Raw genomic sequence first — 26,268 nt, 5'->3', positions numbered from 1 at the left:
GAGGAGCAAAATGAGTCAGGCACAAAACATTACATGGCACCAGTCGGCTGTAACTAAAGAAGACAGAAGAAAACAAAATGCCCACCAGAGCTTTGTCATCTGGCTGACAGGATTGTCCGGTTCCGGTAAATCCACTCTGGCAAATGAACTCGCAAAAGAGCTGTATCAGCGCCAGGTCAGAAACTATGTGTTGGATGGTGACAACATCCGCCACGGGTTAAATAAAGATCTTGGGTTTTCAGATGAGGACAGGAAAGAAAACATCCGTCGGATCGGAGAAGTATCCAAATTATTCGTTGACAGCGGAACGGTCGTTCTTACGGCTTTTATCTCTCCTTTTATTGAAGACAGGGAAAGTGCAAGACAGATCCTTGGTGAAGGCGAGTTTCATGAAATTTATGTAAAATGCCCACTTGAGGAATGTGAGGTCCGGGATCCAAAAGGATTATACAAAAAGGCAAGAAAAGGCGAGATCCGGGAATTTACCGGAATCGATTCCCCATATGAAGAACCAGCTTCACCGGAATTTGTAGTGGATACACAAGCCTACAGCATTGAAGAATGTACGGCACAAGTTATTGCGTATCTCGAAAGCAAAAATCTGATTTAACTTATAGATATTCAATGGGAGGCAGGTGATGAACATGAGCAAAGTGTATTTGGTAGGAGCAGGGCCGGGTGATGCGGAACTTATCACCGTAAAAGGTGTCAGATGTATCCGGGAAGCGGATATTATCCTTTATGACAGGCTGGTGAACAAAGAGCTGCTGAATTATGCCCGTCCGGATGCCGATTTGATCTATTGCGGGAAGCTGCCGGATTTTCATACCATGCAGCAGGAAACGATCAATCATTTTCTCGTAAAGCATGCCAAAAGTGGAAAAGTTGTCACCCGTTTAAAAGGTGGAGATCCGTTTGTGTTTGGCAGAGGCGGGGAGGAAGCAGAGGTCCTTGTTAAGCAGCAGATCGAATTTGAGGTGGTACCAGGGATTACATCTGGCATTGCTGTCCCTGCTTATGCAGGGATTCCGGTTACGCACCGGGATTTCAGTGCGAGCTTTGCCATCGTCACCGGCCACAGAAAAGACGGACAGGATGAAGTGCAAAAGTGGAAAAGCCTGGCCAAAGGTATTGATACGATCGCTATTTATATGGGAGTCAAAAATCTTCCCTATATCTGCGAAAGTCTGATAAAGTATGGTAAGAGCAAATATACCCCTGCAGCTTTAATTCAATGGGGCTCAACAGCGGAACAGCGGACGGTCACCGGCACGCTTGCTACCATTGAAAAAGTGGCCAGGCAGGAAGGTATAGAGAATCCCAGTATGATTATTATTGGCGAAGTCGTGGGACTCCGTGACAAAATCAGCTGGTTTGAAAAGACACTGGCCAAAAACGAACCTTCTTCTATTATGATAAGTGAGGCGTTGTAAATGAAAGCATTGCTCCTCATCTGCCATGGCAGCAGAACAAAAGCTGGTACTGAAAAGGCAAGGGAATTTGCCGAGCAGTGTATGAGGCATATTGATTATCCTATTAAAGAAGTTTGTTTTTTAGAGCTGTCCAAGCCGGACATTGCCAAAGGTGTCGAATCTTGCGTACGGCAAGGTGCCACTTCCATTTGTGCTATTCCTGTCCTTTTATTGACAGCGGCTCATGCAAAAGAAGACATTCCCGGAGAGCTGAAGATCCAGCAAGAACGTTTTCCTCAAATCGAGTTTTCTTATGGCAAGCCTTTTGGTGTTCATGAATCCATTTCTTCATTATTATGGGAGCGGATTACAGAATCCACGAATGCTTTTAAGGAAAAGTCACTCATTCTGCTTGTCGGCAGAGGGAGCAGTGATCCTGACGTTAAAAGGGATTTGAAGGCCATTGCTGCTCATCTTGAGGAAACCTATAAAATTCCTCCCATTGAAACCTGTTTTCTAACAGCAGCCCAGCCCAGCTTTGAGGAAATGCTGAGACTCGCCGGATGGGGATATGAACAAGTGATTATTGTGCCTTATTTACTGTTTCCCGGTATCCTTTTAAGTGGAATGAAAAAGGCCATTGCCGAGCAGGCAAGGGAGACTGGCCAGGAGTTAATCCTGTGTGAGGCGCTTGGCTATCATCCGGTTCTTCAAGAAGTACTGCTTTCGAGAGTAGATGAAGCTCAAAGACAGCGGACGGTTGTGTAGGATGTATCCGATTGTTCTTGAGCTGAAGGGAAAGCAAGCTGTTGTTGTCGGGGGTGGGACGGTAGCTTTTCGGAAAATCCAAGGTCTATTGGAAACCGGTGCTTTCGTGAAGGTCATCAGCCCCGAAGTCATTGATGATATTAAAACTCTTCATGCTGCCAATAAGGTAATGTGGAAACGGAAAAAAGCCGAGCCTGTGGACTACGAGCATGCCTTCATCATTTTTGCGGCTACCAATAATCGTGAAGTGAACCAGGAGGTGGCCCGGCATGCCGGCCCATTCCGTCTGGTTAATGTCGTCGATCAGCCTTCACTGGGCAGTTTTACCGTTCCTGCGGTAGCAAGAAGAGGCCGATTAGTACTCTCCGTTTCTACTGGGGGAGCAAGTCCCATTCTTGCCAAACGAATCAGGAATGATTTATTGGCCGCTTATCCAGAGGATTACGCAGCTTATACTGAATTCCTTTTTTACTGTCGGGAAAAGCTGAAAAAATGGAAGGCCTCCCCTGAAGAAAAGCAGAAACTTCTTCATGAAATACTGAACGAACAGTACATTCACTCTTTTGAAAAACAACAGGCATTCATCAATACACTTGACCAAAAAGTCACCTGATTCGGAATTGCACACAGTGCAAATTCCCAGGTGGCTTTTTTATTTATGCTAAAAAATTGGTTGTTTTCAAAAATGTTATATGAAATTTTCGCAGAAGAGCTGAGTGTAGTGAAAGGTGTGAAACCCCTTGAAAATGAACACCATATTTTTCATCGTGCGATGGAAACCTGCTGAGCTCACCACCCGCCACGCGGAAAGCGGGCAACCAAGAACGGCAACCAATCTTTAAAAGGCAACATCGGTTAGTACATATACCAAAATATAAATATGATAAATTTTTCACGGAAAAGCGAAACCTTTTCTTTCAATTTCCGTTTATATATACGAAGCGCGCTTGAAGGATTATGAAAAAGAAACATGTTTTTCCAAAACTGGATCAGTTGTATGCTATAATTATCCCATATAATGGATAAAAAAGAGGTTTAAGTTATTTGAAAAAGGAGAGCGCCGAATGGAGATCATGGGATATCCAATGGAAACAGTCTACCTGACAGGACTTATTATTTTTGGATGTATTACGTTTTTATATGTACTGGTAAGTGATTTGATTCACGGGGCATTTGATGTATTTTCCCATATTCTGAACCCGACGCTTGTGCTTTCCTTTTTCACCTTGCTGAGTGCGGGGGGATATATTCTGGAAATGGTAACAACATTCAGCAGCTGGTTAATTATGGGTTTGGCAGCTGGTGCCTCTTTTATTCTTGTGTCGCTGCTGAATATCTTTGTTCTGATTCCTCTTGCCTCTGCAGAAGCGTCTTTAAACTACTCGGAAGAGGATTTGCGCGGAAGGATTGGAAAGGTCATAACTTCTATCCCATCCAATGGATTTGGTGAGGTATTTATAGAAGGAATCAGCGGTAATATCGCCAAAACAGCGGTCAGTTTGAATAATGACCCAATCGGACAAGGAGAAAAAATTCTTATTGTGGATGTAAAAAGCGGAGTCGTTCATGTATTGCCATATGAACAGGCCGCAATGCTGTAAATAAATGAACAGGGGGAAACAAGATGACACCTATTTTTATCGTTGCAGGTATTGCCGTATTTATCGTAATTGCGTTAATTGCAGTTTTTGTTACCAAGTATAAGACGGCAGGTCCGGATGAGGCACTGATTGTTACGGGGAGCTTTCTCGGGAACAAAAATGTAAATATCGATGAATCAGGAAACAAGATAAAGATTGTCAGGGGCGGAGGAACTTTCGTATTCCCGGTTTTTCAGCAGTCTGAACCACTGAGCCTTCTTTCCAGCAAACTAGAAGTGCAAACTCCCGAAGTTTACACCGAACAGGGGGTTCCTGTTACGGCTGATGGAACCGCCATTATCAAGATTGGCAGTTCCATAGGAGAAATCGCAACAGCAGCAGAACAGTTTCTTGGAAAAACCAAACAAGACCGCGAGCTTGAAGCAAGAGAAGTTCTGGAAGGGCATCTGCGTTCCATACTCGGCTCCATGACCGTGGAAGAAATCTATAAAAACCGTGATAAATTTTCTCAGGAAGTACAACGGATTGCTTCACAAGATCTGGCCAAAATGGGCCTTGTCATAGTTTCTTTTACAATCAAGGATGTAAGGGATAAAAATGGTTACCTGGAAGCACTCGGTAAGCCGAGAATCGCCCAGGTAAAACGTGATGCTGATATTGCAACAGCAGATGCGGAGAAAGAAACACGAATCAAACGGGCAGAAGCGGATAAAGAAGCGAAAAAGTCAGAGCTGGAGCGAGCAACAGAGGTGGCGGAAGCTGAAAAAATCAATCAGCTGAAAATAGCTGAATACCGAAGAGAGCAGGATATTGCCAAAGCGAAGGCGGACCAAGCCTACCATCTGGAAGAAGCACGCGCCAAGCAGGAAGTAACGGAGCAGCAGATGCAGATCAAGATTATTGAACGCCAAAAGCAAATTGAATTGGAAGAAAAAGAGATTGCGAGGCGAGAAAAACAATATGATTCTGAAGTGAAGAAAAAAGCGGATGCAGACCGTTACTCTGTAGAGCAAGCGGCAGAGGCCGAAAAACGCAAACAGGTGGCTGAAGCAGATGCCCATAAGTACAGAGTAGAGGCAATGGCAGCAGCAGAAGCCGAAAAAGTGCGGCTCGAAGGGCTTTCTAAAGCAGAAGCAGAACGTGCAAAAGGGGAAACCGAAGCCGAGGTTATCCGGCTGAAGGGACTGGCTGAAGCAGAGGCAAAAGAAAAGATTGCCGAAGCCTTTGAAATGTTTGGTCAAGCGGCCATTCTCGATATGATTGTATCCATGCTTCCGGCTTACGCGAAGGAAGTTGCCAGCCCGCTTTCCAACATCGATAAAATTACAGTAGTGGATACCGGCGGCAGTGGTGAGAACGGAGGAGCGAATAAGGTGACCGGCTATGCCACTAACCTTATGGCTTCCCTTCAGGAAACTTTAAAGGCTTCATCCGGAATTGATATGAAGGAACTGATTGAGAATTTTTCAGGTAAGGGCAATGTACGGCAAAGCATTGATGGACTAAGATACGACCTGGCGAAAAAAAGCAAAGAGCCGGGATCCATAGACCGCAGCGAAGACCCAGTGCCGGTGGAATAGTAAGCAAGTAAGGAAGGGGTAGCCTGGTAATCAGGTTATCCTATTTTAATGCAGGTATCCAATGACTAGCTGAAGGTCTTCTAGAGCTATTTTTCCGCCGTATCCGATAAACAGCACACCAAAAAGGATATCCAAAAGGGATTGAAAGCGGGCTACCTGCTGGCGAATGTGCTGCATGCCGACAACCGGCAAAATGGCCAGGTACCAGCATGAATTGCCCGAAAGAAAAACCAGGGCACTGCCAAACGGATCGGAGGCCAGTTGTTGGGCAGTAACGAACTGAGGGAAAATGCTCAGAAAGAAGAGGCTGACTTTTGGATTTAAAAGATTGCTCCAAAATCCGCGCTGATAGGCTAGAAGGTGAGAAAGGGCAATATTTGTAATGCTCGATGATTCATGTGCAGGTGAAATTCGCCTAAACAAGTTGTGATGGCCTAAATAAATTAAATATGAAGCCCCGGCCATGCGGATTAACAAGTATAATAGAGCTGATTCCTTTAAGATGACTGACAATCCAAGAACTGCCAGGGTTAGATGGAGGATGAAGCTAGTACGATTTCCAAGAAACGTGGCATAGCCCATACGTGTTCCATGGCTCAGCGTATGCTTTGTCATTAACAGAAAATCAGGGCCGGGAGAAGCTGCAAGAGCCAGTCCGAGTAAAAACAGAATCAGCATAATTGGCCTCCAGGTATAGTAGCTTGTATACTCTCACTATATGTTTGTCCATCGCATTTCAGACACAAAAGGATCTATTAGGCAGACGGGAAGTGAAACAATGAAATTATTCCATTATCATTTTTGGACCGATCGAGTAGAAGAAACGGAAAATTTTTATCGAAAACTGGGTTTTACTGTTGCAGCGCGGTATGCCATGGAAAAGGGTGAGGTCACGCCCTATCATCCGCCGCTTGAATGGGAAGACTTTCGGGAGAATGCCCTCCTTTTTCGGATCATTGAAGTGAGAAGAGGAAAGGTGAATATTACATTTGGTGCGGGCAAGAAACCGATCTTTGACCATATCGGGTATCTTGTGAGCGAGGAAGAGCTTGAACACATTTGCAATCGCGCGGACGTTATGGGCTGGAAGACAGAGAGTGGAGCGCGCAGAACGTTTATCTTTACGCCGTACCGTTTTAAGATTGAACTCCAAACAAGAAAAGAAACGGTGAATGATGAGAATATATCGATCACCAGGATGATGATTAAAGGTCCCAATGAGTCCTTTAAAAGAGATCTTGAAAGGCTCTTTCATCGAAATGTGGACGAAATTGTTCTTGAAGAAGGAGAGCAGATTCAACTTCAGGAAGTGTTGATGAATGGCGTGGAGGGCAGAAGCAAAGACCCGAATAAGGTTATCGTCACAGGCTGCTAAAAAAAAGCAGGAAGCCTCTATTTGGAGGCCTCCAGCTTTTTTCTATTATAAAATGGATAATTTTAATTCCTTAAGACCGTAAACAAATGTGCTCTCAATCGGCTCAAGGGAAAAGCCGGAGCTTCTTTCAAAACGAGGATAGCGTTTGATCCATTCTGCCATCGCAATCTCGGCCTCAAGCCGTGCGAGGGGGGCTCCCAGGCAAAAGTGAATACCCTTTCCAAACGCTAGATGAGGATTGGGTTTTCTTCGTATATTGAATTGATGAGCATTCTCAAATTGCTGTTCATCACGGTTTGCTGACCCCATCCAGGCAACAACAATATTACCTGCTTTAATTTGGGCGCCATTTAGGACCGTATCTTCTTTTGCAACACGGCTCATGGATTGCACAGGGGAACGATACCTGAGCACTTCTTCAATGGTAAGCGGAAGGGCTCCTCCAGGATCTTTCAAAATCTCTTCATAAATCTCGGGGAACTCAGTAAAGCAATAATAAGCATTGCTGATTAAGTTTGTTGTGGTTTCATTTCCTGCAACCAAAAGGAGAATACAAAAACCAATAATCTCATCTTCTGAGAGCATGGTTCCCTGCATTTCTGCATCAATTAGTACAGATATGATGTCTTCACCAGGCTGCTTTCTTTTCATGGCAATGGTTTCTTTAAAATACACATAAAGCTCGTAATACGTTCTCTGCTGATTTTCCTCCAGTCGCTTAATTGCCTCGGGGCTGTTGTCCGTTGGTCCGGCAACCACCCAATCCGACCAGTCCTTAAATTTAGCCTGATCTTTAATCGGTACGCCCAAGATTTCAGCAATCACCATTACAGGCAGCGGATAAGAGTACTGCTTGACCAAATCAATTTCAGAAGGGTCCTGCATTTCGTCAAGCAGCTGGTTTGCGATCCGCTCGATGCGGGGCCCCCAGTCCTTCATAACCCTTGGAGTAAATGCCTTGTTCACGAGGGAACGCATTTGGGTATGCTTCGGAGGATCGATGCTGATCAAGCTAAGCTCAATGGGAGAGGCTTGTTCTCCTTCCCGCCTTCTTGAGCGGTTGGAAGAAAATAAATCTTTATTTTCCAGTACATTTTTTACGCTTTGATAGTCAAAAGCATCCCATGCTCCCCGTTTTTCATCCCAACGCACTGGACTATCCTTTCGCATCTTTTCATACCAGGCAAACGGTTCATAACGTTCTTCTTTCGTTGAGATTTCTGATACTTGTCGAAATGCTGTTTGAATGGAATTATCCATGGTCGCTTCCCTCCAATTTTTGGTGGTTACATTTAAAAGGATACGTGCAATTCCCAAAAAGTACAAAGAATATCCCTTTAAATCCTTTACTATTTCAAATATTCGGGAATTAATTAGTTTTACTTATGGAAACAACGAGTTTTTTAGTAATTTTCATAGAGTAGTGGGTTGCATATGATAAATAAGAAGGGAGAGGGTTCCATGGATATTAAAGCGAAGGTTCAAGAGCAATTTGGCAAAAATGCGGACAATTACATTACAAGTCCGATCCACGCAAAAGGAAAGGATCTTGAACTCATGGTGATGCTTTCAAATGTCACCGCACAAGATCGTCTGCTCGATATTGCCACAGGTGGCGGCCATACGGCAAATGCATTTTCTCCATATGTAAAGCAAGTAACCGCTCTTGATCTGACGAGTGAAATTCTTGTAGCCGCTAAGCGGTTTATAAGTGAACAGAGCCGGTCCAATGTTTCGTTTGTACAGGGAGATGCTGAAAACCTCCCATTTGAAAAAGAATCGTTTGAACTGGTCACCTGCCGGATCGCCCCGCATCATTTTCCGGATGTGAAAGCTTTTGTGTCAGAAGCATTCCGGGTGTTAGTACCTGGAGGAAGATTCCTGCTAATCGATAACACGGCTCCGGAACTCCCGGAATATGATCAATTTTATAATCGTATTGAAAAAAAGAGAGATCCCAGCCATTACCGTGCCTGGAAAAAGTCAGAGTGGCTTCAGCTTCTTGAAGAAACGGGATTTACATTTGAACAGATGCACGCCTTTAAAAAGGATTTTACTTTCGACAGCTGGTGCAGCCGGATGCAGCTGGCTTCAAAAGACAAAGAAGAATTGGAGAAGGACATGTTATCAGCCTCTGAATGTGTAAAAGAGTACTTCATGATCAAGGAAAAAGAAGGTCATGTACAGGCTTTCACAGGTGACGCTGTTTTTATGAAAACAAGAAAATAGGAGGAAAGAAGAATGGGAATTGATTTTCACGATCCTTCTGTTACGTTTTCCTATGCTTCAAGAATGGTATCCGATGAATGGATAACCATCATTAAACCATATATTGTATCTTCGGAATGGAATGCCGTGGATATCGGCTGCGGTGGGGGGATTTATACAAAAGCTTTGCTGGAGATGGGCGCCAGTCACGTGACAGCACTTGATTTTTCTGAATCCATGCTGACTGCTGCAAAGGAAAACTGTTTGGCTTATAATAGCCGAATCAGTTTTAAACAGGGCGAAGCCTCCTGTACCCACCTGCCTTCTTCGGTAGCTGATATCGTGCTCGAGCGGGCGGTGATTCATCACTTGAACGATCTAGAGTCACCTTTTGAGGAAGCTTTCCGTTTGTTAAAACCAGGCGGAATCTTCATTGTTCAAGACAGAACTCTTGAGGATTGTCTGTTGCCCGGATCGCGTGAACATATCCGTGGTTACTTTTTTGAGAAAGAACCTTTACTTATCGAACAGGAAATAAAAAGACGGTTTTCGAGCGAACGTGTTCAGTCGGCATTAACAGAAGCGGGCTTTACCGGTCTTAACGAAATAAAGCTGTGGGAAACAAGAAAATCATTTTCCACGTTTCAGGAATTGGCCAGTGATCTGAAAAGCCGTACCGGACGCTCCATTTTATTTGAGCTAAATGATGAGCAGCTGAATGCTTTGGTAGCGTTCATTGAAGACAAACTGAAAAACGAAAAGTCTATCAATGAACGTGACCGATGGACCATCTGGTTTGCTGTTCGTCCCTAACTTCAAAATACGTCAATTTCCGGGGAAATAAAAATGCAAAGAGCTTGTAATCAAAACGTAAACGACCAACTTTTATGAAATTTGCAGTTTTTTGCTGCAGTATTGGGTATTGTTTACTAAGTTAATGATTTTGAGAGCTAATTATCGCAAAAGGGAGGTAAGGACCTTGGAAATTCGCAAAGCCCTGCCCGGAGATGAAGAAGCCATCGCATTTGTTCATGTAGACAGCTGGCGGACCACATACAAAGGAATCGTAGATGAGGTATATTTGAAGAACATGTCCGTTGAGGACAGAAAGGAAATGTGGAAAGGAATAATAGAAAAACCATTGCCGGAAAGTTATTTATATGTGGCTTCCATCAATCAGGAAATTATTGGGTTCTGCTCAGGAGGTCCTAACCGTTCCGGCCGGTATCCGTACGATGGAGAGCTTTATGCCATTTATATTCTACAGGAATATCAGCGGCGCTCGATTGGAACCAGCCTGATCCGGCGGCTGGCGCAAAGTCATTTGGATACAGGTTATCATACGATGATGGTATGCGTTCTTCAGGATAATCCATGTAAAATTGCCTATGAAAGATGGGGTGGAGTTTTATTGGGAAAAGAAGAGATTCAGATTGGAGATCAAGAGTTGGTGGAGGAAGTTATCGGTTTTGACCTGGCCAGGCTGCTGAATTTATAATTCATTTCTTCTTTGCAGTTTATAACGAATAAAAATACGTTCCATCAAAGAGATCAGCTGTGTTTCATAATCTTTCCTTTCATCTGCACTAATAGAACTGTTAATTTTTTTCTTCAGTTGTCTTACTTTTTCTTTTTCGTCTGGTGTTAATTGGTGGGAAAGGATCATAATATCCTCCTCCTAACGGGGATGTTGTTGAGATACTTTACCATGGAAATTGTCATTTTATCTACAAAAGCGTGAGATTATCTAACGTAAAAAACCCGGTGAAGGTCGTGATCCTCTATCCGGGCTTTTTTTATAAGACTATTATTCTTTAACGGTGATAATGATTTTTCCTTTCGCATGGTGGGATTCGCTTAATTCATGTGCTGCCCTGACGCCTTCCTGTGTCAGTTGGAAGTTTTCTCCTACAAATGGCCGGATCTTGCCTTCTTCGATCAGTTTGCCGATTTCAGCAAGTTCTTCACCGTCAGGATCAAGAAAGACAAAGCCTGCTTTTACTGAATGATTTGTAGCATCTTTTTGAACAGGAGGGCTTACGATCGATACAAGTACGCCTCCGGGTTTGATCACTTTATAGCTGTTCTTTTGTACATCGCCTCCAATCGTATCAAAAACAATGTCCACCGGTTGAACTGCTTCAGTGAAATCCTCTGTTTTGTAATTGATGAATTCATCTGCACCGGAATCATTAATGATACTTTCGGAGTCCTCACTTCCTGTAGAAATAACGTGAGCTCCTTTGGCCTTGGCCAGCTGAATCGCAAAGCTGCCAACGCCTCCGCCTCCCGCGTGAATCAAAACTCTTTGTCCCTCTTTAATTTGTGCGAAATCCACCAGGCATTGCCATGCAGTTAAACCGACAAGGGGGATAGAGGCAGCTTCCTTAAACGTCAAATTCTTCGGTTTTAATGCAACAAGATCTTCATCCGCCGCCAGCAGTTCTGCGTACGTTCCATCCCGCTCTGTTGCGGGCCTTGTAAATACCTCGTCCCCCGTTTTAAATTTCGTAACGGCTGAGCCCGTTTCTCTTACTACTCCAGCAGCATCCCAGCCGAGAATGACAGGAAATTTTAATTGAAGATTGTCCTTTAAATAACCTTCGCGGATTTTCCAGTCCACCGGGTTTACTGACGTCGCATAAACCTCAATGAGAACATCTTTTGGACCGGGTTTGGGATTATTTACGTTCTTCTCTACCAGCTGATCACGTCCGCCGTATTCATTAATAATGATAGCTTTCATTTTCTCACCTCTTCTATATATAGATGGATCTCAAAGAGGTTTCCCTTATTGTGCCGTGTTAAATCAGAAAAGTGGTTGACAGTTTTCCGAATGCATTATATAGTGATTTACAATCGCACGAGATTAGTTGAGAAGAGTAGAGAAGTTTTAAGAAAACAATTACAGATTAAGAGCAGAGCCGAGCTGAGATTAGCGGTTATGGTTGCTAATCTTCGTCTCTCATGAAGAAGGGATGATCGTATTGATTCAACCATCGTTGGAAGAAGTGAAACAATTGGCAGGAACCTTCAATTTGATTCCTGTAAGCATTGAATTATTTGCTGATGTACATACAGTGATTGAACTGTATCAAACGTATTATCAGGAAGATTACTCTTTTTTGCTTGAAAGTGTAGAAGGTGGACAGCAATGGGCCCGTTATTCCTATATTGGAAAGAACCCCTTTATGGTTGTCTCCTGCAAAAAAGGGCAGACTCATGTAAAGAAAAAAGATCAGGATGAAACCTATTCAGGCCATCCGATTGAAATCCTTAAATCTCTCCTCAACCAATATAAAAGTCCCGCGCACAAAAATTTGCCTCAGTTCACAGGTGGAGCTGTTGGCTATTTTGGTTATGATATTCTCCAGTATTTTGAAAAAATCCCGCCTCACAGCAAAGATATTCTCAACACCGATGACATGAAATTCCTGTTTGTTGATGAACTGGTTGTTTTTGACCATTTGAGGCAGTCAATCAATATTATTTGCAACCTTCACGTACCCCAAAATTATACCGAAAAACAAATTGAAGAACTTTATGAAGAGGCACGCTTAGCCATTGAGACTACCATGAAACACCTTGAGCAAAGCGTAAAACAGCCGGTGCCGTCATTTCGCTATCTTCCTCAGCAGGAAGTGGATATCAGCGGAGTAAAATCCAATTTGAGCAAATCAGAATTTTGTTCGATGGTAGACCAGGCCAAAGAATATATTACAGCCGGAGATATATTTCAGGTGGTTCTGTCCCAATGTTTTGAGAGTGAGACCAAGGCCGATCCACTGACGGTTTATCGTGTACTGCGGATTGTGAATCCATCGGCTTATATGTATTTGCTCAAGCTTCCAGATGAAACCATTGTAGGTTCGTCCCCGGAATTGCTTGTAAAAGTGGAAGGGCAGCGGGTGAGAACCCGTCCAATTGCGGGAACACGGCCCCGTGGGAAAGACATGGATGAAGATCAAGCTTTAGCTGAGGAATTGCTTGCTGACGAAAAGGAAGTTGCCGAGCACCTGATGCTTGTCGATTTGGGAAGGAATGATATAGGAAGGGTGTCGGAGTACGGAAGTGTGGAAGTCTCTTCTTTTATGGAAATTGAACGATACTCTCATGTCATGCACATGGTGTCTGATGTTAGCGGACTGCTTCGTGAAGACAAAGATTTCTTTGATGCCTTGATCTCGTGCCTGCCTGCTGGAACATTGTCCGGAGCACCAAAAATCAGGGCCATGCAGATTATCGCAGAACTGGAAACACAGGCTCGGGGAACCTATGCCGGAGCCATCGGCTACCTTTCGTTTTCAGGCAACATGGATTCGTGCATAACGATCCGTACCATTCTTTTTAAAAATGATAAAGCCTATATCCAAGCTGGAGCCGGCATCGTCGCTGATTCTGTTCCTGAGAATGAATATGATGAAACGTTCAACAAAGCCAAAGCGCTGCTGAAGGCCATACAAGTGGCTGAAGCCATGGAACTGTATGCTTAAAAAAAGAGCCGGACGGCTCTTTTTTACTTTGGATATTCAATTCACTCATTATGACCAGGACTAATGAGAGTAGCCTGGTTTTGTAAGCGTAACCTTAGTGTGAGGGAGGCCGGAAAAGCCTTGGAATTCCTCTGTCTTGGACATCATACAGACGTGATGCAAAAAAATCAAAGAATGCTTTAGAAGGTACCTGAAGTGACGGGTAAAACCCTTCTGCCGCATCCCATCAACGACTGTTGAAGCAAAATCATCCAATCGATTCATCAATAAGTCAGGCTGTCCCGGAGATTCTTATGCACACTTACAGGGTCAGCTTTTTTATTTTCAGAGGAATTTGAGAATTTGAGATATAATAAAGTTATATCCTGGAATTTGGAAGGAATTTATTTCTATGAAAAAGGGTTAAATTAGTGGTCAGGATTTTCCTGATTTTTAACCATTCTGGGTTTTTAAAATAATGGATTATTTGGCTTGGCCATAAGAATGAGTTTGGAAAAACTTAGTCGCGCTTCCGATGCATCTATAATTTTTTAATTGCAGGGGAACTGATATATATTAACTGTACATACAATCATAATCCTTTCGAAGATTTGAATTTTAACCAAATGAGGTGGAAAAATGGCAAAAGAATTAACTGGCGTACATGCCGTTGTTACAGGAGGATCAAGCGGTTTAGGATATGCCATGGTAGAAGCACTTCTTGATGAAGGAGCAACGGTTGCAGTGGCATCCCGTCCAGGAGCAAAAATGACGGAAGCTGTAAAAAACCTTCAAGATAAGGGATATTCGAATGTTTTTGAATGTCCATTGGATGTCAGGTCAGAGGAATCGGTACAAGATGCAGTGAACTGGGTAAAAAGGGAATGGGGTAAGATCGATGTCCTAGTGAACAATGCCGGGATAGGCATGAGGACTGTCAACCCAAAATTCCTTACAGAACCACAGCCTTTCTATCAGGTCTCTTCCGAAGGGTTTCGAAATTTAATCGATACAAATGTGACCGGCTATTTCCTAACCTCCCGGGGATTCGCTCCTCTGATGGTCGAGCAGGGAAGGGGAAAAATCATCAATATATCGATGAATTATGAAACCATGAAACGAAAAGGATTTGTCCCATACGGCCCTTCTCGTGCCGCAACCGAGTCCCTATCTTTTATCATGGCTGAAGACCTGCGTGAATTTGGTGTGACGGTAAATATGCTTCTCCCTGGCGGGGCCACCGTAACCGGAATGATACCTGATGAAGTGAGAAGGGAACTTGAAGGAAACTCTCAGCTTCTGAAGGCGGATATCATGGCAAAACCTATCGTTTATCTTGCTTCCGAGCAATCTGAAGGATTAACAGGTGAACGCCTAGTCGCAACCGAATTTGGCAGCTGGTTAAAAAATAGAACCAAATAAAATGAGTGAAGAGACCTCTTCTTTGGCAATATGAATGAATAGAGAAAGAGACATATTTTTTGCGGTTTTTCGTTCATGGGGGTTATCAATACCCTCCTTTTCTTTACGATTTAAGTATTTCTTCCGTTTAGGATGCTAATACTCAGGATTTTGTGTAATAAAAAAAGGGAACTTTCACCATCATATAGACTATAGGAGTGTGATGGTAATGGATCTTTTAAAAGAGTTAACAGAAACAAACGGGGCGCCAGGGTTTGAACACCCGATCCGCAGCATTATGAAGCGCGAGATTGATAAGACAGGCGCCCCGCTTGTATATGATCATATGGGAAGCATTTTTGGCCAAAAGAGGGGCTCGTCAACGGGACCAAAAATTATGCTGGCCGGCCACATGGATGAAGTTGCCTTTATGATCAGTGAAGTGACAAAGGATGGATATCTGAGATTTGTGCCGCTTGGCGGGTGGTGGGATCAGGTCATTCTGTCCCAGCGCGTGCACATTCTTACGGAAAAGAAAACCTTTACCGGAGTAGTTGGCTCCAAGCCGCCGCATATCCTTACGGCTGAAGAACGAAAAAAAGTCGTTCCCATGCGCGAAATGTTTATCGATATTGGAGCGAACAGTGCAGATCAAGTTAAAGAATGGGGAATCCGGGTGGGTGATCCGATTATGCCAATATGCCCCTTCGAGATCATGCCGGATAATGATACCATTCTTGCAAAAGCACTGGATAACAGGGCAGGCTGCTATTTAGCACTTGAAGTGTTGAAGCAGCTGAAAGACAGCGAACATCCGAACAGCATTTATTGCGGGGCCACCGTTCAGGAAGAAGTGGGGCTCAGAGGGGCAGCCACGGCTCCTTATGCAGTTGAGCCTGATCTTGCCATCGCCATGGATGTAGGAATCGCCCAGGATGGACCAGGAGACAATTCCAATAAGGCGAAGCTTGGAGCGGGTCCGCTTATAACGTTCCTTGACTCGTCCATGGTGCCGCATGTACCGCTTCGGAATCTGGTGATGGACATTGCGGAGAAAAATAACATCCCTTACCAGGTGGATGTTATGCTTGGTGGCGGGACAGACGCAGGCAGGTTCCATCTGTTTAAAAAAGGCGTTCCATCCATTGTCATTGGTGTTGCTTCCCGGTATATTCACAGCCATGTTTCCATGGTCTCAAAAAGTGACCTTGAAAACACCGTAAAGCTGCTGGTTGCTTTTGTAAAAGAAATGGACGAAAACAAAATGAAGTCCTTGATAGATTTTTAGAAAAAATAAGCTACAATAGAGGGAAAAGGTGTCTTTTAGGACGCCTTTTATTTTTTAAACCGCAAAAAGGGAGATTTGAATGAATAGCACATTTTTATTTATTGGCGCTGGCCGTATGGCAGAGTCAATGATTAAAGGATTACAATCAGCGAAGGGCCAAAACCTTTCGATCATTGCTGCCAATCAAGGAAATAAAGAGAGACTGCAGCATCTGTTTTCCATGTATGGGGTAGAAACAACAACGGATTGGCTGCATCATGTGAAAGAAAGCTCTGTCATTGTCCTGGCGATGCCTCCTGAAGCACACGAAGCCGTGCTGGAGCAGCTATCAACAATGATTGAAGGTCAGCTTGTGATATCTGTTGCGGCAGGCATTGGACTTAAAAAACTGGAAAACCCGCTTCCGCCAGGAACACCAGTGGCATGGGTGATGCCAAATACGGCAGCCGAAACCGGTGAATCCATCTCGTTATATACGTATGCCGACACTTTAAATGAAAATCAGGTCAAGCTTTTGGAACTGCTTTTAAACAGCATTGGGAAGTCAGAGTATTGTTCGGAAGAACAAATTCACAAGCTAACGGCTGTAACAGGAAGCGCTCCAGCGTTTCTTTATGAGTTTGCTTCTGCCCTTATCAATGCTGCTGCAGGCTATGGCATCTTGGAAGCTCAGGCGAGAAAGCTTGTCTCTCAAATGATTTACGGTTCAGCGGTGATGCTTCAGAGCGGAGTGTCCCCTATTGATCTGAGAAACGCTGTGACCACTCCAGGCGGTGCGACAGCTGCGGGTCTGGATGTCCTAAATCAGGCTGGCTTTGGAATGCTGATCGAAAACGCGGTAAAAGCGACCAATGAGAAGGCCGCCGAACTGGGTGGTAAACAGGAAAACGAAGAGAAATAAAGATACAGTAAAATAGGTGATGTTGATGAGCAACAGTGTTTTACCGTGGATTGAACACTATGAATATGCCGGTATTTTTTTGGCGTTGGCCCTTGGCTTAATCGGCTTGCCTGTTCCTGATGAAGTGTTGTTAACGTTTTCCGGCTACCTTGTTTTCAAGGGAGACATTCATTTCACTTTGGCCCTGCTTTCTGCTTTTTTTGGCGCCATGTCAGGTATTTCGCTAAGTTACTTGTTAGGCTATAAGCTCGGCTTGCCATTCCTGGAAAAATTCGGCCCGAAGATCGGGATTCCGGAAGAGAAAATAAAAAAAACACAGTCTTATTTTCAAAAGTATGGAAGTGTAATGATTCTGTTCGGCTATTTTGTCCCAGGAATCCGGCATGTTTCTGCGTATATGGCTGGCTTTTCCGCCATGAGATTCAAGAAATTTGCTGTTTACGCTTATTCGGGCGGTATCATTTGGAGCTTCACCTTCATTGTGGTCGGCAAAATGCTTGGCCCTGACTGGAGAATCGTCGAGCAGTACTTTCATCACCTTGGGAAATATGTCTTGCTTGCAGCAGTGGCGGCATCATTGCTTGCCTGGGTTTTATACAAAGCAATGGTTAAAAGGACATAACAAAAGAGAATCAACGGATTTGGCATGAGTTTGGCAATCTACCGGGCTCATGCTTTTCATTTTTCTTAACAGACCCTTTGAGGTTTATGAGTGCGTATAAAAGAGCTGCACCTTCAATTGTAACGATTGAAGGTGCAACTCATTCCAGACAGAGTGTCCTATGCTTATTTCTCGGGCTTGACCCAAAGCCGGGATAGGCCGGATTGAAACAGTCGCAGAAAGAATAAAGTGCCATAATAAACAGCAAATACGACAGCCAGTACAATGATAATTGATATATGGTCCTCATAATGGGTTCTGTGCATCAATTCGCATATGACGATGATGAACGCTCCTGAAGCCAGAAAGATCGCATAATCCATCAGCTTTGGCTTGAAATGTACCTCTTCAACAATGGTGTGATAATGCAAAAAGGAAAGTAGCACGCCGCTGAAATTGACCGCAATGATAACGCCGTGGATTCCGAATGAGGATTGGGATGCAAGCGAAACAATCAGCAGGATGGACAGGATGTTGACCCAGATCGTTTGTGAAAATACATCCCTGGCGCGTCCCAGCCCAAACAAAATAGCCTGCAGCGGTGAAAGCAGATAATGAAACAGAATAAACGGTGATAACAGCATAAGAAACTGGCCGGCTTGTGGTGAATGATAAAAAAGGACGGTCAGTTCATCTGCAAAAAAATACATCACAATGGAACACGGGATTCCATAAAGAAGGGTAATATGGAATGCCTGATGAATCCGTTGATGCAAGGCATGATCATCCTGTTTGGAACGTGCTTCGGAGATGGAAGGCACCAGTGATACATACAGTGAATACCCGATAAAACCGGGGAAATATCCAATGGTCATGGCAAAGGCTGTGAGCATCCCGTATTGTTTGGTCGCAACGGATGCGGCAATGCCGGCAAAGAGTAAACTTTGGGTGATCAGTATGGGGTTTACTGCTGCTGTCAGTGCATTCAGGATTCGCACACCGGTGGTAGGGAGACTGACCTGGAATAATTTTTTTAATATACTTCTTTTGGATACAGGAGCTGTTGTTTCGGTTGCTGCCTCTCCCGTTGTGCGCTCCCCGAGCAAAAATGAAGCAGAAAAGAAGAACAGGGAAACGAGCTCTCCGGCCCCCAGGCCAAGCACGGCAGCAACTACCCGGTACTCCAGGGGCAGGTCCTTCACGTAATGAAGCACATAAAAAATAAAACTTAAATGGGCCGTCTTTTCTAATAGTTGAGCAATAGCAATGGGTTTCATTTTCTGAAGGCCGCTAAAATATCCCTTTAGAATAGAACTGGTCCCAATCACAGGAACAATCGGAATCAGCGCAAGCAGCGGATACCCCAGCCGGATATCGATGTTTTTCCACCTTAGCAAAAGCAAGGTAATGGCCGCACTGACCGCCACAAGAAGCAGACTAAGTCCCATAATGACGAAAAACGATACTTTTACAATTTGCAGTCTGGCCCTTTCATTCTGGTGAACTTCTTCTTCGGCGAGTACCTTGGAAAGAGCGGTAGGAAATTCAAGGGCAGCAATTGTGATCAGCAATCCAATGACAGGGAGCGCCATCATGTAAAAACCCATGCCCTCACTGCCGAGTGACTGTGCAAGAAGAATGCTGACAACAAATTCAACAACCTTGGTATAAAGCATTGCCAATGATAAGATAAGTGTTCCTTTTAAAAATGTGCCCATGACTTCACCCTTTGTCCTATTCATTTCTTTACCATTTATATGATAGGGGATGAAAAAAAGAAGGACCTTAATTGTCGAATTTCCAGACAAGTTCAACAGAAAAAATTAAAATATTGTAAAAAAACGATACAAAATTGTATATTTTCGGTAAAATAAAGTTATATCCTAAACTAGTTGGTGTTGTATGGAAATCATTTTGCAAAACCTGTTTCATCATTACGGATACTTTGCATTGTTTTTTCTTCTTGCCCTGGGAGTTGTCGGGCTTCCCATACCCGATGAGTTTTTACTGACCTTTGCCGGATATATTGTGTACACCGGTGAAGTTTCTTTTGCCCTTACGCTACTCGCTGCCTTTTTGGGGTCGGCAACAGGCATAACGATTAATTATTGGCTGGGCAGAAGTTTCGGTCTGCCTCTGCTTCTAAAATATGGACCGAAGCTTCATTTAACTAAACAGCGAATACAAATATCTCAGACCTATTTTCAGCGTTTCGGAAAGCCGTTGATTACTTTCGGCTACTTTATCCCTGGGATCCGGCATCTGACCGCTTATTTTGCCGGAATGTCTTCGCTTTCCTACCGGGTCTTTGCATTGTATGCCTACATAGGGGCATTTATCTGGAGTTTACTATTTCTTATGATTGGAAGGATTGTAGGCTCTAAATGGTATCTCGTTACGTCATTCGTACATAAAGCAAGCTTTGGCGGATTGGCCCTTTTGATTATAGTGGCAGGCATAACCTACTATTCATTCAAAACAAGGGGAAGAAAATCGGAAAGATATGACATTTCAAAATGGTAAAAAACCAGGAAACACTGCTACTCTCAGTGTTTCCTGATTTTTTAGCCTGAATAACCAATTTTTTCTTTGATTTTTTTAAGAAAATGATTTGCCTCGTGTCTCGCTTTTTCTGCTCCATAATGAAGGATTTTATCAATTTCCCGAGGGTTGCTCATCAGTTCTTTGTAGCGCTGTCTGGGCTGCTCCAAATACCTGTTCATGACCTGGAAAAGCTCCCTTTTCACTTCTCCCCAGCCAATTCCAGAGTGATAGTTATTCCGCATTTGCTTCACCTCGTCTTCGGAGGCGAATTCTTGATAGAGCAAGAAGAGAGAGGAATGATCCGGGTCTTTTGGTTCCTGTGGGGGAGTGGAATCTGTGACAATCCTCTTGGTCAATTTTTCCAATTCCTTTTCCCCACAAAAGAGAGGGATCGTATTATTATAGCTTTTGCTCATTTTCCTGCCGTCAAGACCAGGAACCACCGCTGTTGATGTATCCACCAAGTATTGGGGAAGCGGGAAGGTTTCTCCGAAAACATGATTGAAGTGGGTAGCGATGTCCCTTGCAATCTCCACATGCTGAATCTGATCCTTTCCAACAGGGACGATATCTGACTGGAACAATAATATATCGGATGCCATTAAAATGGGATAAGAGTATACGCCGATATTGATGCCGGCATCCTGATCAAGGCTGTTCTGCAGGTTTTGTTCTACAGCGCTTTTGTAAGCATGGGCTCGGTTCATCAAGCCTTTCGGTGTCAGACAGGACAGAATCCAGGACAACTCCATAATTTCAGGTACATCCGCCTGTCTGTAAAACGTTGATTGCTCAGGATCCAGACCCAAAGCAAGCCAGCTCGCTGCAATCCCATACACATATTCCTTAAACTGTTCTCTATTTTGCACGGTAGTCAGTGAGTGATAATCAGCGATAAAATAATAAGGCGAGTATTCATTACTGGCAGCCAGCTGCAGCGCCGGTTTTATCGCACCGATGTAATTGCCGACATGCGGCCGGCCGGTTGATTTAATACCTGTCAGGACTACTTTTTTTTCCATCTCTTCTCCTCCTGTCAATAAAAAAAGGTAACCCGTCCCTATAAAAAGGACGAGTTACCCCGTGGTGCCACCTTAATTGAACCGCTCCAAAAGCAGTCCGCTTAAATAGTATCCAAAAGCCGAATACTTGTCTCCTTATAACGGCGAGACCCTTCCGTCAAAGCCTACTCCCAACAGGTTTTGGTTTGAAAGCTCAGAAGCCCATTCAATATCATTTCCACACTGACTCGCACCGCCCGTCAGCTCTCTGACGTGTAACTTGATATTTACTCTTCTTCTTCAACGCTGAATATGATGGTTCTCATGTTATAGTATGGAACTGGAAAAATCAAGTAGAAATATTGGATAAGGGAACAATGCAGTCTGCTACATCATTTCTGGGTGAATTGACAACAGGTGAGACTTCAAAAGCTTCCATTTGTTCGCTCTCATAGGGAACAAGAAGCGATTTTAAATACTCGGTGTCCTGAATCGAGGGATCCAGCCAGCTGTCCTGTGCTTCTCGGTTGAGAATAACCGGCATGCGGTCATGAATGTCTTCCATAAGCTTATTTGGCATGGTCGTAATATGGGTGCAGGAGGTGATGATTTCCCCCTTGTGATTCCACTGATCCCAAAGTCCGGCAAAGGCAAAAGGCTTGCCGCTTTTTAACCGGATATGAAACGGCTGCTTTAACTTGTCTTCGCGCTTCCACTCATAAAATCCGTCTGCAATCACGAGGCAGCGCTTTGTTTTTAGCGGCCCTCTGAAGGATGATTTTTCATCGACTGTTTCTGCTCGTGCATTGATCATTTTATAACCGATTTTAGGGTCTTTTGCCCAAAATGGGATCAATCCCCAACGGTACAAGTGAGCTTTTCGATCCCCGCCGTCTGCGGTAACCACAAGAACATCCTGAGAAGGTGCAATGTTGAAACGTTTAGGCAACGTGCCTGGAATGATCACATCAAACTCTTCCTGAATAAAATCCATATCGGCATATAACGAATATCTGCCGCACATAAGAAACAGCTCCTTTATTTGTGGTACCTCCAGTTTATCGCATCATTGTGTTTTTAACAAAAACAAAAAAGACCCATGAAAATCCATGAGTCCATTAATTGGTCATTATCCAACAATCGCAAGATTTTTTTCTTTGGTTTCCAGCTTTTCAGCGATATCCCGTGCAATCCAGACGCCACAGGCACTGGCCTGAGCAAGACCGCGGGTAATGCCAGCTCCGTCTCCGCCTACATACAGACCGGAAATTTCAGATTCGAATTTTTCATTAAGTTTTGGACGCGCAGAATAAAACTTGGCTTCCACTCCGTAAAAAAGAGTGTGTTCTGAGGCTATACCAGGTGTTACTTCGTTCAGCGCTTCGGTCATTTCGATCAAGCTTTTCATCGTATTGTATGGAAGAACAAGCCCGAGATCGCCGGGTACGGCTTCTTTTAGTGTCGGATTAAGGAATCCCTCTTTCAAACGTTTTTCCGTAGAGCGGCGTCCTTTCTTGATATCTCCGTATTTTTGAACAACAAGCCCGCCGGACGATAGCTGGTTGGCCAGCTTTGATACTTCGTGGGCATATTCAGTCGGCTCATCGAACGGATCATCAAACTTATGGGAGACGAGAAGGGCAAAGTTCGTATTTGGGCTCCCAAGGGCAGGGTCTTTGTATGCATGTCCATTGGCAAGCATGATTCCGGAATGGTTTTCGACGACCACGTGACCGGAAGGATTGCTGCAGAATGTACGGACCCGTGTTCCGACCGATGTATTGAAAACAAATTTTCCTTCATATAAATGCGTGTTGATTTCTTCCATCACCACATTGGAAGTTTCCACACGAACGCCGATATCGACCTGATTGGCAGCCATTTTCAAACGGCGTTTTTTCAAAATCTTAGTCAGCCAGGATGAACCGTCACGGCCGGGGACAATCACAATTTTATCTGCATTCAATATGGTGCCGTCCTTTAATTCCACACCAACAGCCTTGTGGGTGCCATCCACTTTCTCTGTAACAAGATCCAGCACTTCCGCTTTATAGCGCATACTGATCTTTTCTTTTAAATATTCATAGATGCTGGTCAGGATCTCCAAGTTTTGTTCTGTTCCCAAGTGGCGCACCTGTGCACGAAGTAATTTCAGCCCGGCAGCATATGCTCGCCGTTCGATATCTTTAACTTCTGCTGTCAATGGGTCGGTAATGGTATCTGTCGCCCCGTGTTCAAGATTAATACTGTCTACATATTTAATAAGATCAACAACCGTTTCTTCCGGCAGGTAATCTGTCATCCAGCCGCCAAATTCGCTTGTAATGTTAAATTTTCCATCGGAATAAGCCCCTGCACCTCCAAAGCCGTTCGTAATGGAACAGGCGGGGAGACATCCGGCAAATTCTTTTCTGCCGGCAGCAGGTGGGCATTTTTGTATTTTTTTCTGCAAGATTGGGCAATTTCTAGAATATATATCATGTCCTTTATCAACCAATAAAATGTTGGCATGCGGCATTTTGCGGGTCAGTTCATAGCAAGCAAATATCCCGGCGGGTCCTGCGCCAACCACGATCACATCATAGGTAGTATTCATCAAAAAACCTCCAGACACGTTTGTCTCAACCTTAGTAACTATAGCAAAATCCAAAAATAAAAACAATACATTTTACGAACTTTTTATAAATTTTTATATTTAATGTTCGGTTTTTAGGTGGTTAATTGGAATAAATTTCATTTTTATCTCTAATTTCGGTGTGAAGAAGCTATCATTTAAGTGTAACTGGTTTTTGCAATTTTGTATGGGCAGAGTGACGCTTGACTTTAGTAAGTTACATTTGTTACAATACTTACATAAAGTAAGTTAAACCGATGAAGGGAGAGAGAACGATGGAAAAAAGAACTAGCGGGATTCATCATATTACGGCCATTGTAGGCAATCCACAAGAGAACGTAGATTTTTATGCAGGTGTGCTTGGTTTACGGCTCGTTAAGAAAACGGTTAACTTTGATGACCCAGGCACATACCATCTTTATTTTGGAAATGAAGAGGGATCACCAGGAACCATCATGACATTCTTCCCCTGGCCTGGAGCTTATAGCGGAAGAACGGGAGCAGGACAAGTGGGAGTAACCTCTTTCGTCGTGCCGGAGAACTCACTTGATTTTTGGGAAACTCGTTTGACCACCTTCAACATATCTTTTGAAAAAACGGAACGCTTTGGTGAAAAATACCTTACGTTTGACGATCCGCATGGTCTTCATCTTGAATTGGTGAGCCGCAGCGAAGGAAAGAACAGTGAATGGTCATTTGGCGGTGTTTCAGCCGATGTGGCGATCAAAGGATTTGGAGGCGCTGTGTTATTATCAGGTGCTCCTCACAAAACGATGAACCTGCTGTCAGATGTAATGGGGATGGAAAAAGTAGGAGAAGAAGGAGAGTATGTCCGTTTTAGAACCTCTTCTGATTTGGGAAATATCATTGATGTGAAAACAACTGCACAACCAAGAGGTATGATGGGTACAGGTACGGTCCATCACATTGCCTGGCGTGCTTCCGATTACGAAGACCACGAGCAATGGAGAAACCATGTGGGAAATAACGGTTATGAAGTTACTCCGATTATTGACCGACAATATTTTAATGCGGTGTATTTCAGGGAATCCGGCGGTATTCTTTTTGAAATTGCGACTGATCCTCCCGGATTTGCACGTGATGAGCCAAAAGATGTTATGGGAAAAAATCTTCTTCTCCCGCCGTGGCTTGAGCCTGAGCGTGAAAAAATTGAAGCGGTCTTGCTGCCAGCTGAAGCCCGTGTTTTAAAGGAGGACCAAGCATAATGAAGCATATTTTTAAAAAAGGAACCAACGAAGATGCACCCGTTTTGCTTTTGCTGCATGGAACCGGAGGAAACGAGGAGGACCTTGTTCCTCTTGGTTCCCTCCTTTCTCCGGAGTCATCTATTTTAAGTGTAAGAGGAAATGTATTGGAAAATGGCATGCCCCGCTTTTTTAGACGATTGGCGGAAGGCGTTTTCGATGAAGAAGATTTAAAGTTCCGCACAAAAGAATTGCACGATTTTTTGGATGAAGTCGCAGGCAAATATGAATTTAACCGAAATAACGTGGTTGCAGTCGGTTACTCCAACGGTGCCAATATTGCCGGCAGCTTATTGTTTCATTATAAAACAAGTTTGCGCGGTGCTGTTCTCCATCATCCAATGGTCCCGCTAAGAGGAATTCAGCTTCCGGACTTAAAGGGAGTTCGCGTATTTATCGGAGCTGGCAAGAACGATCCGATCTGCCCGCCGCAGGAAACTGAAGAGCTGGAACACCTTCTGATAGAGGCAGGAGCCAAAGTGGAAACGCATTGGGAAAATTATGGCCATCAGCTTACACAGCCAGAAGCAGAGCGAGCTGCGGGCTGGTTTCAAACATACTACTTGTAAATTTAACCCAGGGGAAGGAGAACCTTCATGAAATCCATCGATCCATCACACCTATCTGATCGGGAGAACTATAAATTTCTGACGGGAAGCGTCATTCCGAGACCTGTTGCTTTTGTTACTTCCTTATCAAAAGAGGGTATATTGAATGCGGCACCTTTCAGCTATTTCAATGTTGTCTGTTCATCACCGCCGCTCATCTCTGTATCTGTTCAGCGCTCAAACGGCAATCAAAAGGATACCGCCAGGAACGCTATGGAGGCAGGGGAGTTCGTGGTTCACATTTCCGATGAAAGCTATGTGGAGGCCATCAACATAACGGCTGCCAGCCTTCCACCAGACGAAAGCGAGGTGGAGCTCGCTTCCCTCACCCCGGTAGAAAGTACGTCTGTCGGAGTTCCAGGGCTTCAGGAAGCAAACATCCGTCTTGAATGTGTGCTGGACCAATCCATCCCCCTTGGCGGAACCAGTGAAAATCCCGCTTGTGACCTGTTGATCGGGCGTGTCGTCCACTACCATATTAAAGAGGAGCTCTACGAAAAGGGACGGATTGATGCTGTTGGTTTAAAACCAGTGAGCCGTCTGGCAGGCAATAATTACTCCAGGCTTGGTGATATATTTACATTGGATCGGCCGAAATAGCAGCTGAATCGTATGCCGTATATTTTTTC

The 26,268-nt window shown here is 44.0% G+C and carries 27 protein-coding genes and 1 other annotated feature; of the genes, 19 read left to right on the top strand and 8 right to left on the bottom strand.

Annotated features, from left to right (window positions below; genetic code table 11):
* Nucleotides 1-10: 10 nt before the first annotated feature.
* The 6 genes from cysC to floT all read left to right on the top strand — a co-directional run bounded on the left by cysC (nt 11) and on the right by floT (nt 5,361).
* Nucleotides 11-610, top strand: coding sequence for an adenylyl-sulfate kinase (cysC, locus tag BLT53_RS13265; protein ID WP_090235478.1), 600 nt, complete (start codon nt 11-13; stop codon nt 608-610).
* Between the two features lie 34 nt (nt 611-644).
* The gene (gene cobA / locus BLT53_RS13260; RefSeq protein WP_090236880.1) at nt 645-1,433 is read left to right on the top strand and encodes a uroporphyrinogen-III C-methyltransferase; all 789 of its coding nucleotides are present in this window, start codon (nt 645-647) and stop codon (nt 1,431-1,433) included.
* Nucleotides 1,434-2,180, top strand: a complete 747-nt coding sequence (locus BLT53_RS13255) for a sirohydrochlorin chelatase (protein ID WP_090235477.1) — start codon at nt 1,434-1,436, stop codon at nt 2,178-2,180.
* A gap of 1 nt (nt 2,181) precedes the next feature.
* Nucleotides 2,182-2,793 (top strand): NAD(P)-binding protein, encoded by a 612-nt coding sequence (locus tag BLT53_RS13250; RefSeq protein ID WP_170834342.1) that lies wholly within the window; start codon nt 2,182-2,184, stop codon nt 2,791-2,793.
* Between the two features lie 451 nt (nt 2,794-3,244).
* Nucleotides 3,245-3,781, top strand: a complete 537-nt coding sequence (locus BLT53_RS13245; RefSeq protein WP_090235475.1) for an NfeD family protein — start codon at nt 3,245-3,247, stop codon at nt 3,779-3,781.
* A gap of 23 nt (nt 3,782-3,804) precedes the next feature.
* A complete protein-coding gene (gene floT / locus BLT53_RS13240; RefSeq protein ID WP_090235474.1) occupies nt 3,805-5,361 on the top strand; it encodes a flotillin lipid rafts scaffold protein FloT in 1,557 nt (518 codons plus the stop codon).
* A gap of 45 nt (nt 5,362-5,406) precedes the next feature.
* On the opposite strand, the gene BLT53_RS13235 is transcribed toward floT, so the two are convergent.
* A complete protein-coding gene (locus tag BLT53_RS13235; protein WP_090235472.1) occupies nt 5,407-6,039 on the bottom strand; it encodes a LysE family translocator in 633 nt (210 codons plus the stop codon).
* A gap of 100 nt (nt 6,040-6,139) precedes the next feature.
* Here BLT53_RS13235 and BLT53_RS13230 point away from each other — a divergent pair, with 100 nt between their 5' ends.
* Nucleotides 6,140-6,736 carry a VOC family protein gene (locus BLT53_RS13230; protein ID WP_090235471.1) on the top strand — a complete coding sequence of 199 codons (597 nt, stop codon included), beginning with the start codon at nt 6,140-6,142 and terminating at the stop codon, nt 6,734-6,736.
* 45 nt (nt 6,737-6,781) lie between these two features.
* On the opposite strand, the gene BLT53_RS13225 is transcribed toward BLT53_RS13230, so the two are convergent.
* Nucleotides 6,782-7,996, bottom strand: coding sequence for a cytochrome P450 (locus BLT53_RS13225; protein ID WP_090235470.1), 1,215 nt, complete (start codon nt 7,994-7,996; stop codon nt 6,782-6,784).
* A 201-nt stretch (nt 7,997-8,197) separates the two neighbouring features.
* Here BLT53_RS13225 and BLT53_RS13220 point away from each other — a divergent pair, with 201 nt between their 5' ends.
* The 3 genes from BLT53_RS13220 (at nt 8,198) to BLT53_RS13210 (ending at nt 10,442) form a co-directional block, all read left to right on the top strand.
* On the top strand, nt 8,198-8,965 hold the full coding sequence (locus tag BLT53_RS13220) for a class I SAM-dependent methyltransferase (protein ID WP_090235469.1): 768 nt from the start codon (nt 8,198-8,200) through the stop codon (nt 8,963-8,965).
* A gap of 12 nt (nt 8,966-8,977) precedes the next feature.
* Nucleotides 8,978-9,757 carry a class I SAM-dependent methyltransferase gene (locus BLT53_RS13215; RefSeq protein ID WP_090235467.1) on the top strand — a complete coding sequence of 260 codons (780 nt, stop codon included), beginning with the start codon at nt 8,978-8,980 and terminating at the stop codon, nt 9,755-9,757.
* A 166-nt stretch (nt 9,758-9,923) separates the two neighbouring features.
* Nucleotides 9,924-10,442, top strand: a complete 519-nt coding sequence (locus BLT53_RS13210) for a GNAT family N-acetyltransferase (protein WP_090235466.1) — start codon at nt 9,924-9,926, stop codon at nt 10,440-10,442.
* On the opposite strand, the gene BLT53_RS25125 is transcribed toward BLT53_RS13210, so the two are convergent.
* Entirely contained in the window at nt 10,437-10,610 is a 174-nt protein-coding gene (locus BLT53_RS25125) for a hypothetical protein (protein WP_170834341.1), read from the bottom strand. The two genes, BLT53_RS13210 and BLT53_RS25125, sit on opposite strands and share 6 nt — an antisense overlap.
* Before the next feature lie 141 nt (nt 10,611-10,751).
* Nucleotides 10,752-11,690, bottom strand: a complete 939-nt coding sequence (locus BLT53_RS13205; protein WP_090235464.1) for an NADP-dependent oxidoreductase — start codon at nt 11,688-11,690, stop codon at nt 10,752-10,754.
* 241 nt (nt 11,691-11,931) lie between these two features.
* Between BLT53_RS13205 and trpE the strand changes: the two genes are divergently transcribed.
* The 5 genes from trpE to BLT53_RS13180 all read left to right on the top strand — a co-directional run bounded on the left by trpE (nt 11,932) and on the right by BLT53_RS13180 (nt 17,628).
* Nucleotides 11,932-13,437, top strand: a complete 1,506-nt coding sequence (trpE, locus tag BLT53_RS13200; protein WP_090236879.1) for an anthranilate synthase component I — start codon at nt 11,932-11,934, stop codon at nt 13,435-13,437.
* Nucleotides 13,438-14,055: 618 nt separating this feature from the next.
* Complete coding sequence (locus BLT53_RS13195; RefSeq protein ID WP_090235463.1) at nt 14,056-14,838, top strand: SDR family NAD(P)-dependent oxidoreductase; 783 nt, start codon at nt 14,056-14,058, stop codon at nt 14,836-14,838.
* A gap of 208 nt (nt 14,839-15,046) precedes the next feature.
* Nucleotides 15,047-16,105, top strand: coding sequence for a M42 family metallopeptidase (locus BLT53_RS13190; RefSeq protein ID WP_090235461.1), 1,059 nt, complete (start codon nt 15,047-15,049; stop codon nt 16,103-16,105).
* Between the two features lie 79 nt (nt 16,106-16,184).
* Entirely contained in the window at nt 16,185-17,006 is an 822-nt protein-coding gene (gene proC / locus BLT53_RS13185; protein ID WP_090235457.1) for a pyrroline-5-carboxylate reductase, read from the top strand.
* A gap of 25 nt (nt 17,007-17,031) precedes the next feature.
* Complete coding sequence (locus tag BLT53_RS13180; protein WP_090235456.1) at nt 17,032-17,628, top strand: DedA family protein; 597 nt, start codon at nt 17,032-17,034, stop codon at nt 17,626-17,628.
* 164 nt (nt 17,629-17,792) lie between these two features.
* Here the strand turns inward: BLT53_RS13180 and BLT53_RS13175 are convergent, their stop codons facing one another.
* Nucleotides 17,793-19,349: an oligosaccharide flippase family protein gene (locus BLT53_RS13175; protein ID WP_090235455.1), complete on the bottom strand. Its 1,557-nt coding sequence runs from the start codon at nt 19,347-19,349 to the stop codon at nt 17,793-17,795.
* Between the two features lie 160 nt (nt 19,350-19,509).
* On the opposite strand from BLT53_RS13175, the gene BLT53_RS13170 reads away from it, so the two are divergent.
* Complete coding sequence (locus BLT53_RS13170; RefSeq protein ID WP_090235450.1) at nt 19,510-20,130, top strand: DedA family protein; 621 nt, start codon at nt 19,510-19,512, stop codon at nt 20,128-20,130.
* 41 nt (nt 20,131-20,171) lie between these two features.
* Here BLT53_RS13170 and BLT53_RS13165 read toward each other — a convergent pair whose 3' ends face one another.
* The 3 genes from BLT53_RS13165 to BLT53_RS13155 form a co-directional block, all read right to left on the bottom strand.
* On the bottom strand, nt 20,172-21,173 hold the full coding sequence (locus BLT53_RS13165; RefSeq protein ID WP_090235447.1) for a tryptophan--tRNA ligase: 1,002 nt from the start codon (nt 21,171-21,173) through the stop codon (nt 20,172-20,174).
* A gap of 42 nt (nt 21,174-21,215) precedes the next feature.
* Nucleotides 21,216-21,465 (bottom strand) — a binding site (T-box leader).
* Nucleotides 21,466-21,501: 36 nt separating this feature from the next.
* A complete protein-coding gene (locus tag BLT53_RS13160) occupies nt 21,502-22,176 on the bottom strand; it encodes an SOS response-associated peptidase (RefSeq protein WP_090235440.1) in 675 nt (224 codons plus the stop codon).
* Nucleotides 22,177-22,281: 105 nt separating this feature from the next.
* Nucleotides 22,282-23,748 (bottom strand): NAD(P)/FAD-dependent oxidoreductase, encoded by a 1,467-nt coding sequence (locus tag BLT53_RS13155; RefSeq protein ID WP_090235439.1) that lies wholly within the window; start codon nt 23,746-23,748, stop codon nt 22,282-22,284.
* A 293-nt stretch (nt 23,749-24,041) separates the two neighbouring features.
* On the opposite strand from BLT53_RS13155, the gene BLT53_RS13150 reads away from it, so the two are divergent.
* The 3 genes from BLT53_RS13150 to BLT53_RS13140 are packed head-to-tail and all read left to right on the top strand — an operon-like array spanning nt 24,042 to nt 26,239.
* Complete coding sequence (locus BLT53_RS13150; protein WP_090235437.1) at nt 24,042-24,992, top strand: ring-cleaving dioxygenase; 951 nt, start codon at nt 24,042-24,044, stop codon at nt 24,990-24,992.
* A complete protein-coding gene (locus BLT53_RS13145) occupies nt 24,992-25,600 on the top strand; it encodes an alpha/beta hydrolase (protein ID WP_090235436.1) in 609 nt (202 codons plus the stop codon). The genes BLT53_RS13150 and BLT53_RS13145 overlap by 1 nt, the downstream gene beginning before the upstream one ends.
* A gap of 27 nt (nt 25,601-25,627) precedes the next feature.
* A complete protein-coding gene (locus BLT53_RS13140; RefSeq protein ID WP_090235435.1) occupies nt 25,628-26,239 on the top strand; it encodes a flavin reductase family protein in 612 nt (203 codons plus the stop codon).
* The last annotated feature ends 29 nt before the right edge of the window (nt 26,240-26,268 follow it).

This window comes from Fictibacillus solisalsi (assembly GCF_900103485.1).
Taxonomy (GTDB): Bacteria; Bacillota; Bacilli; order Bacillales; family Fictibacillaceae; genus Fictibacillus_C; species Fictibacillus_C solisalsi.
This window is presented reverse-complemented; position numbering and strand designations above follow the sequence as displayed.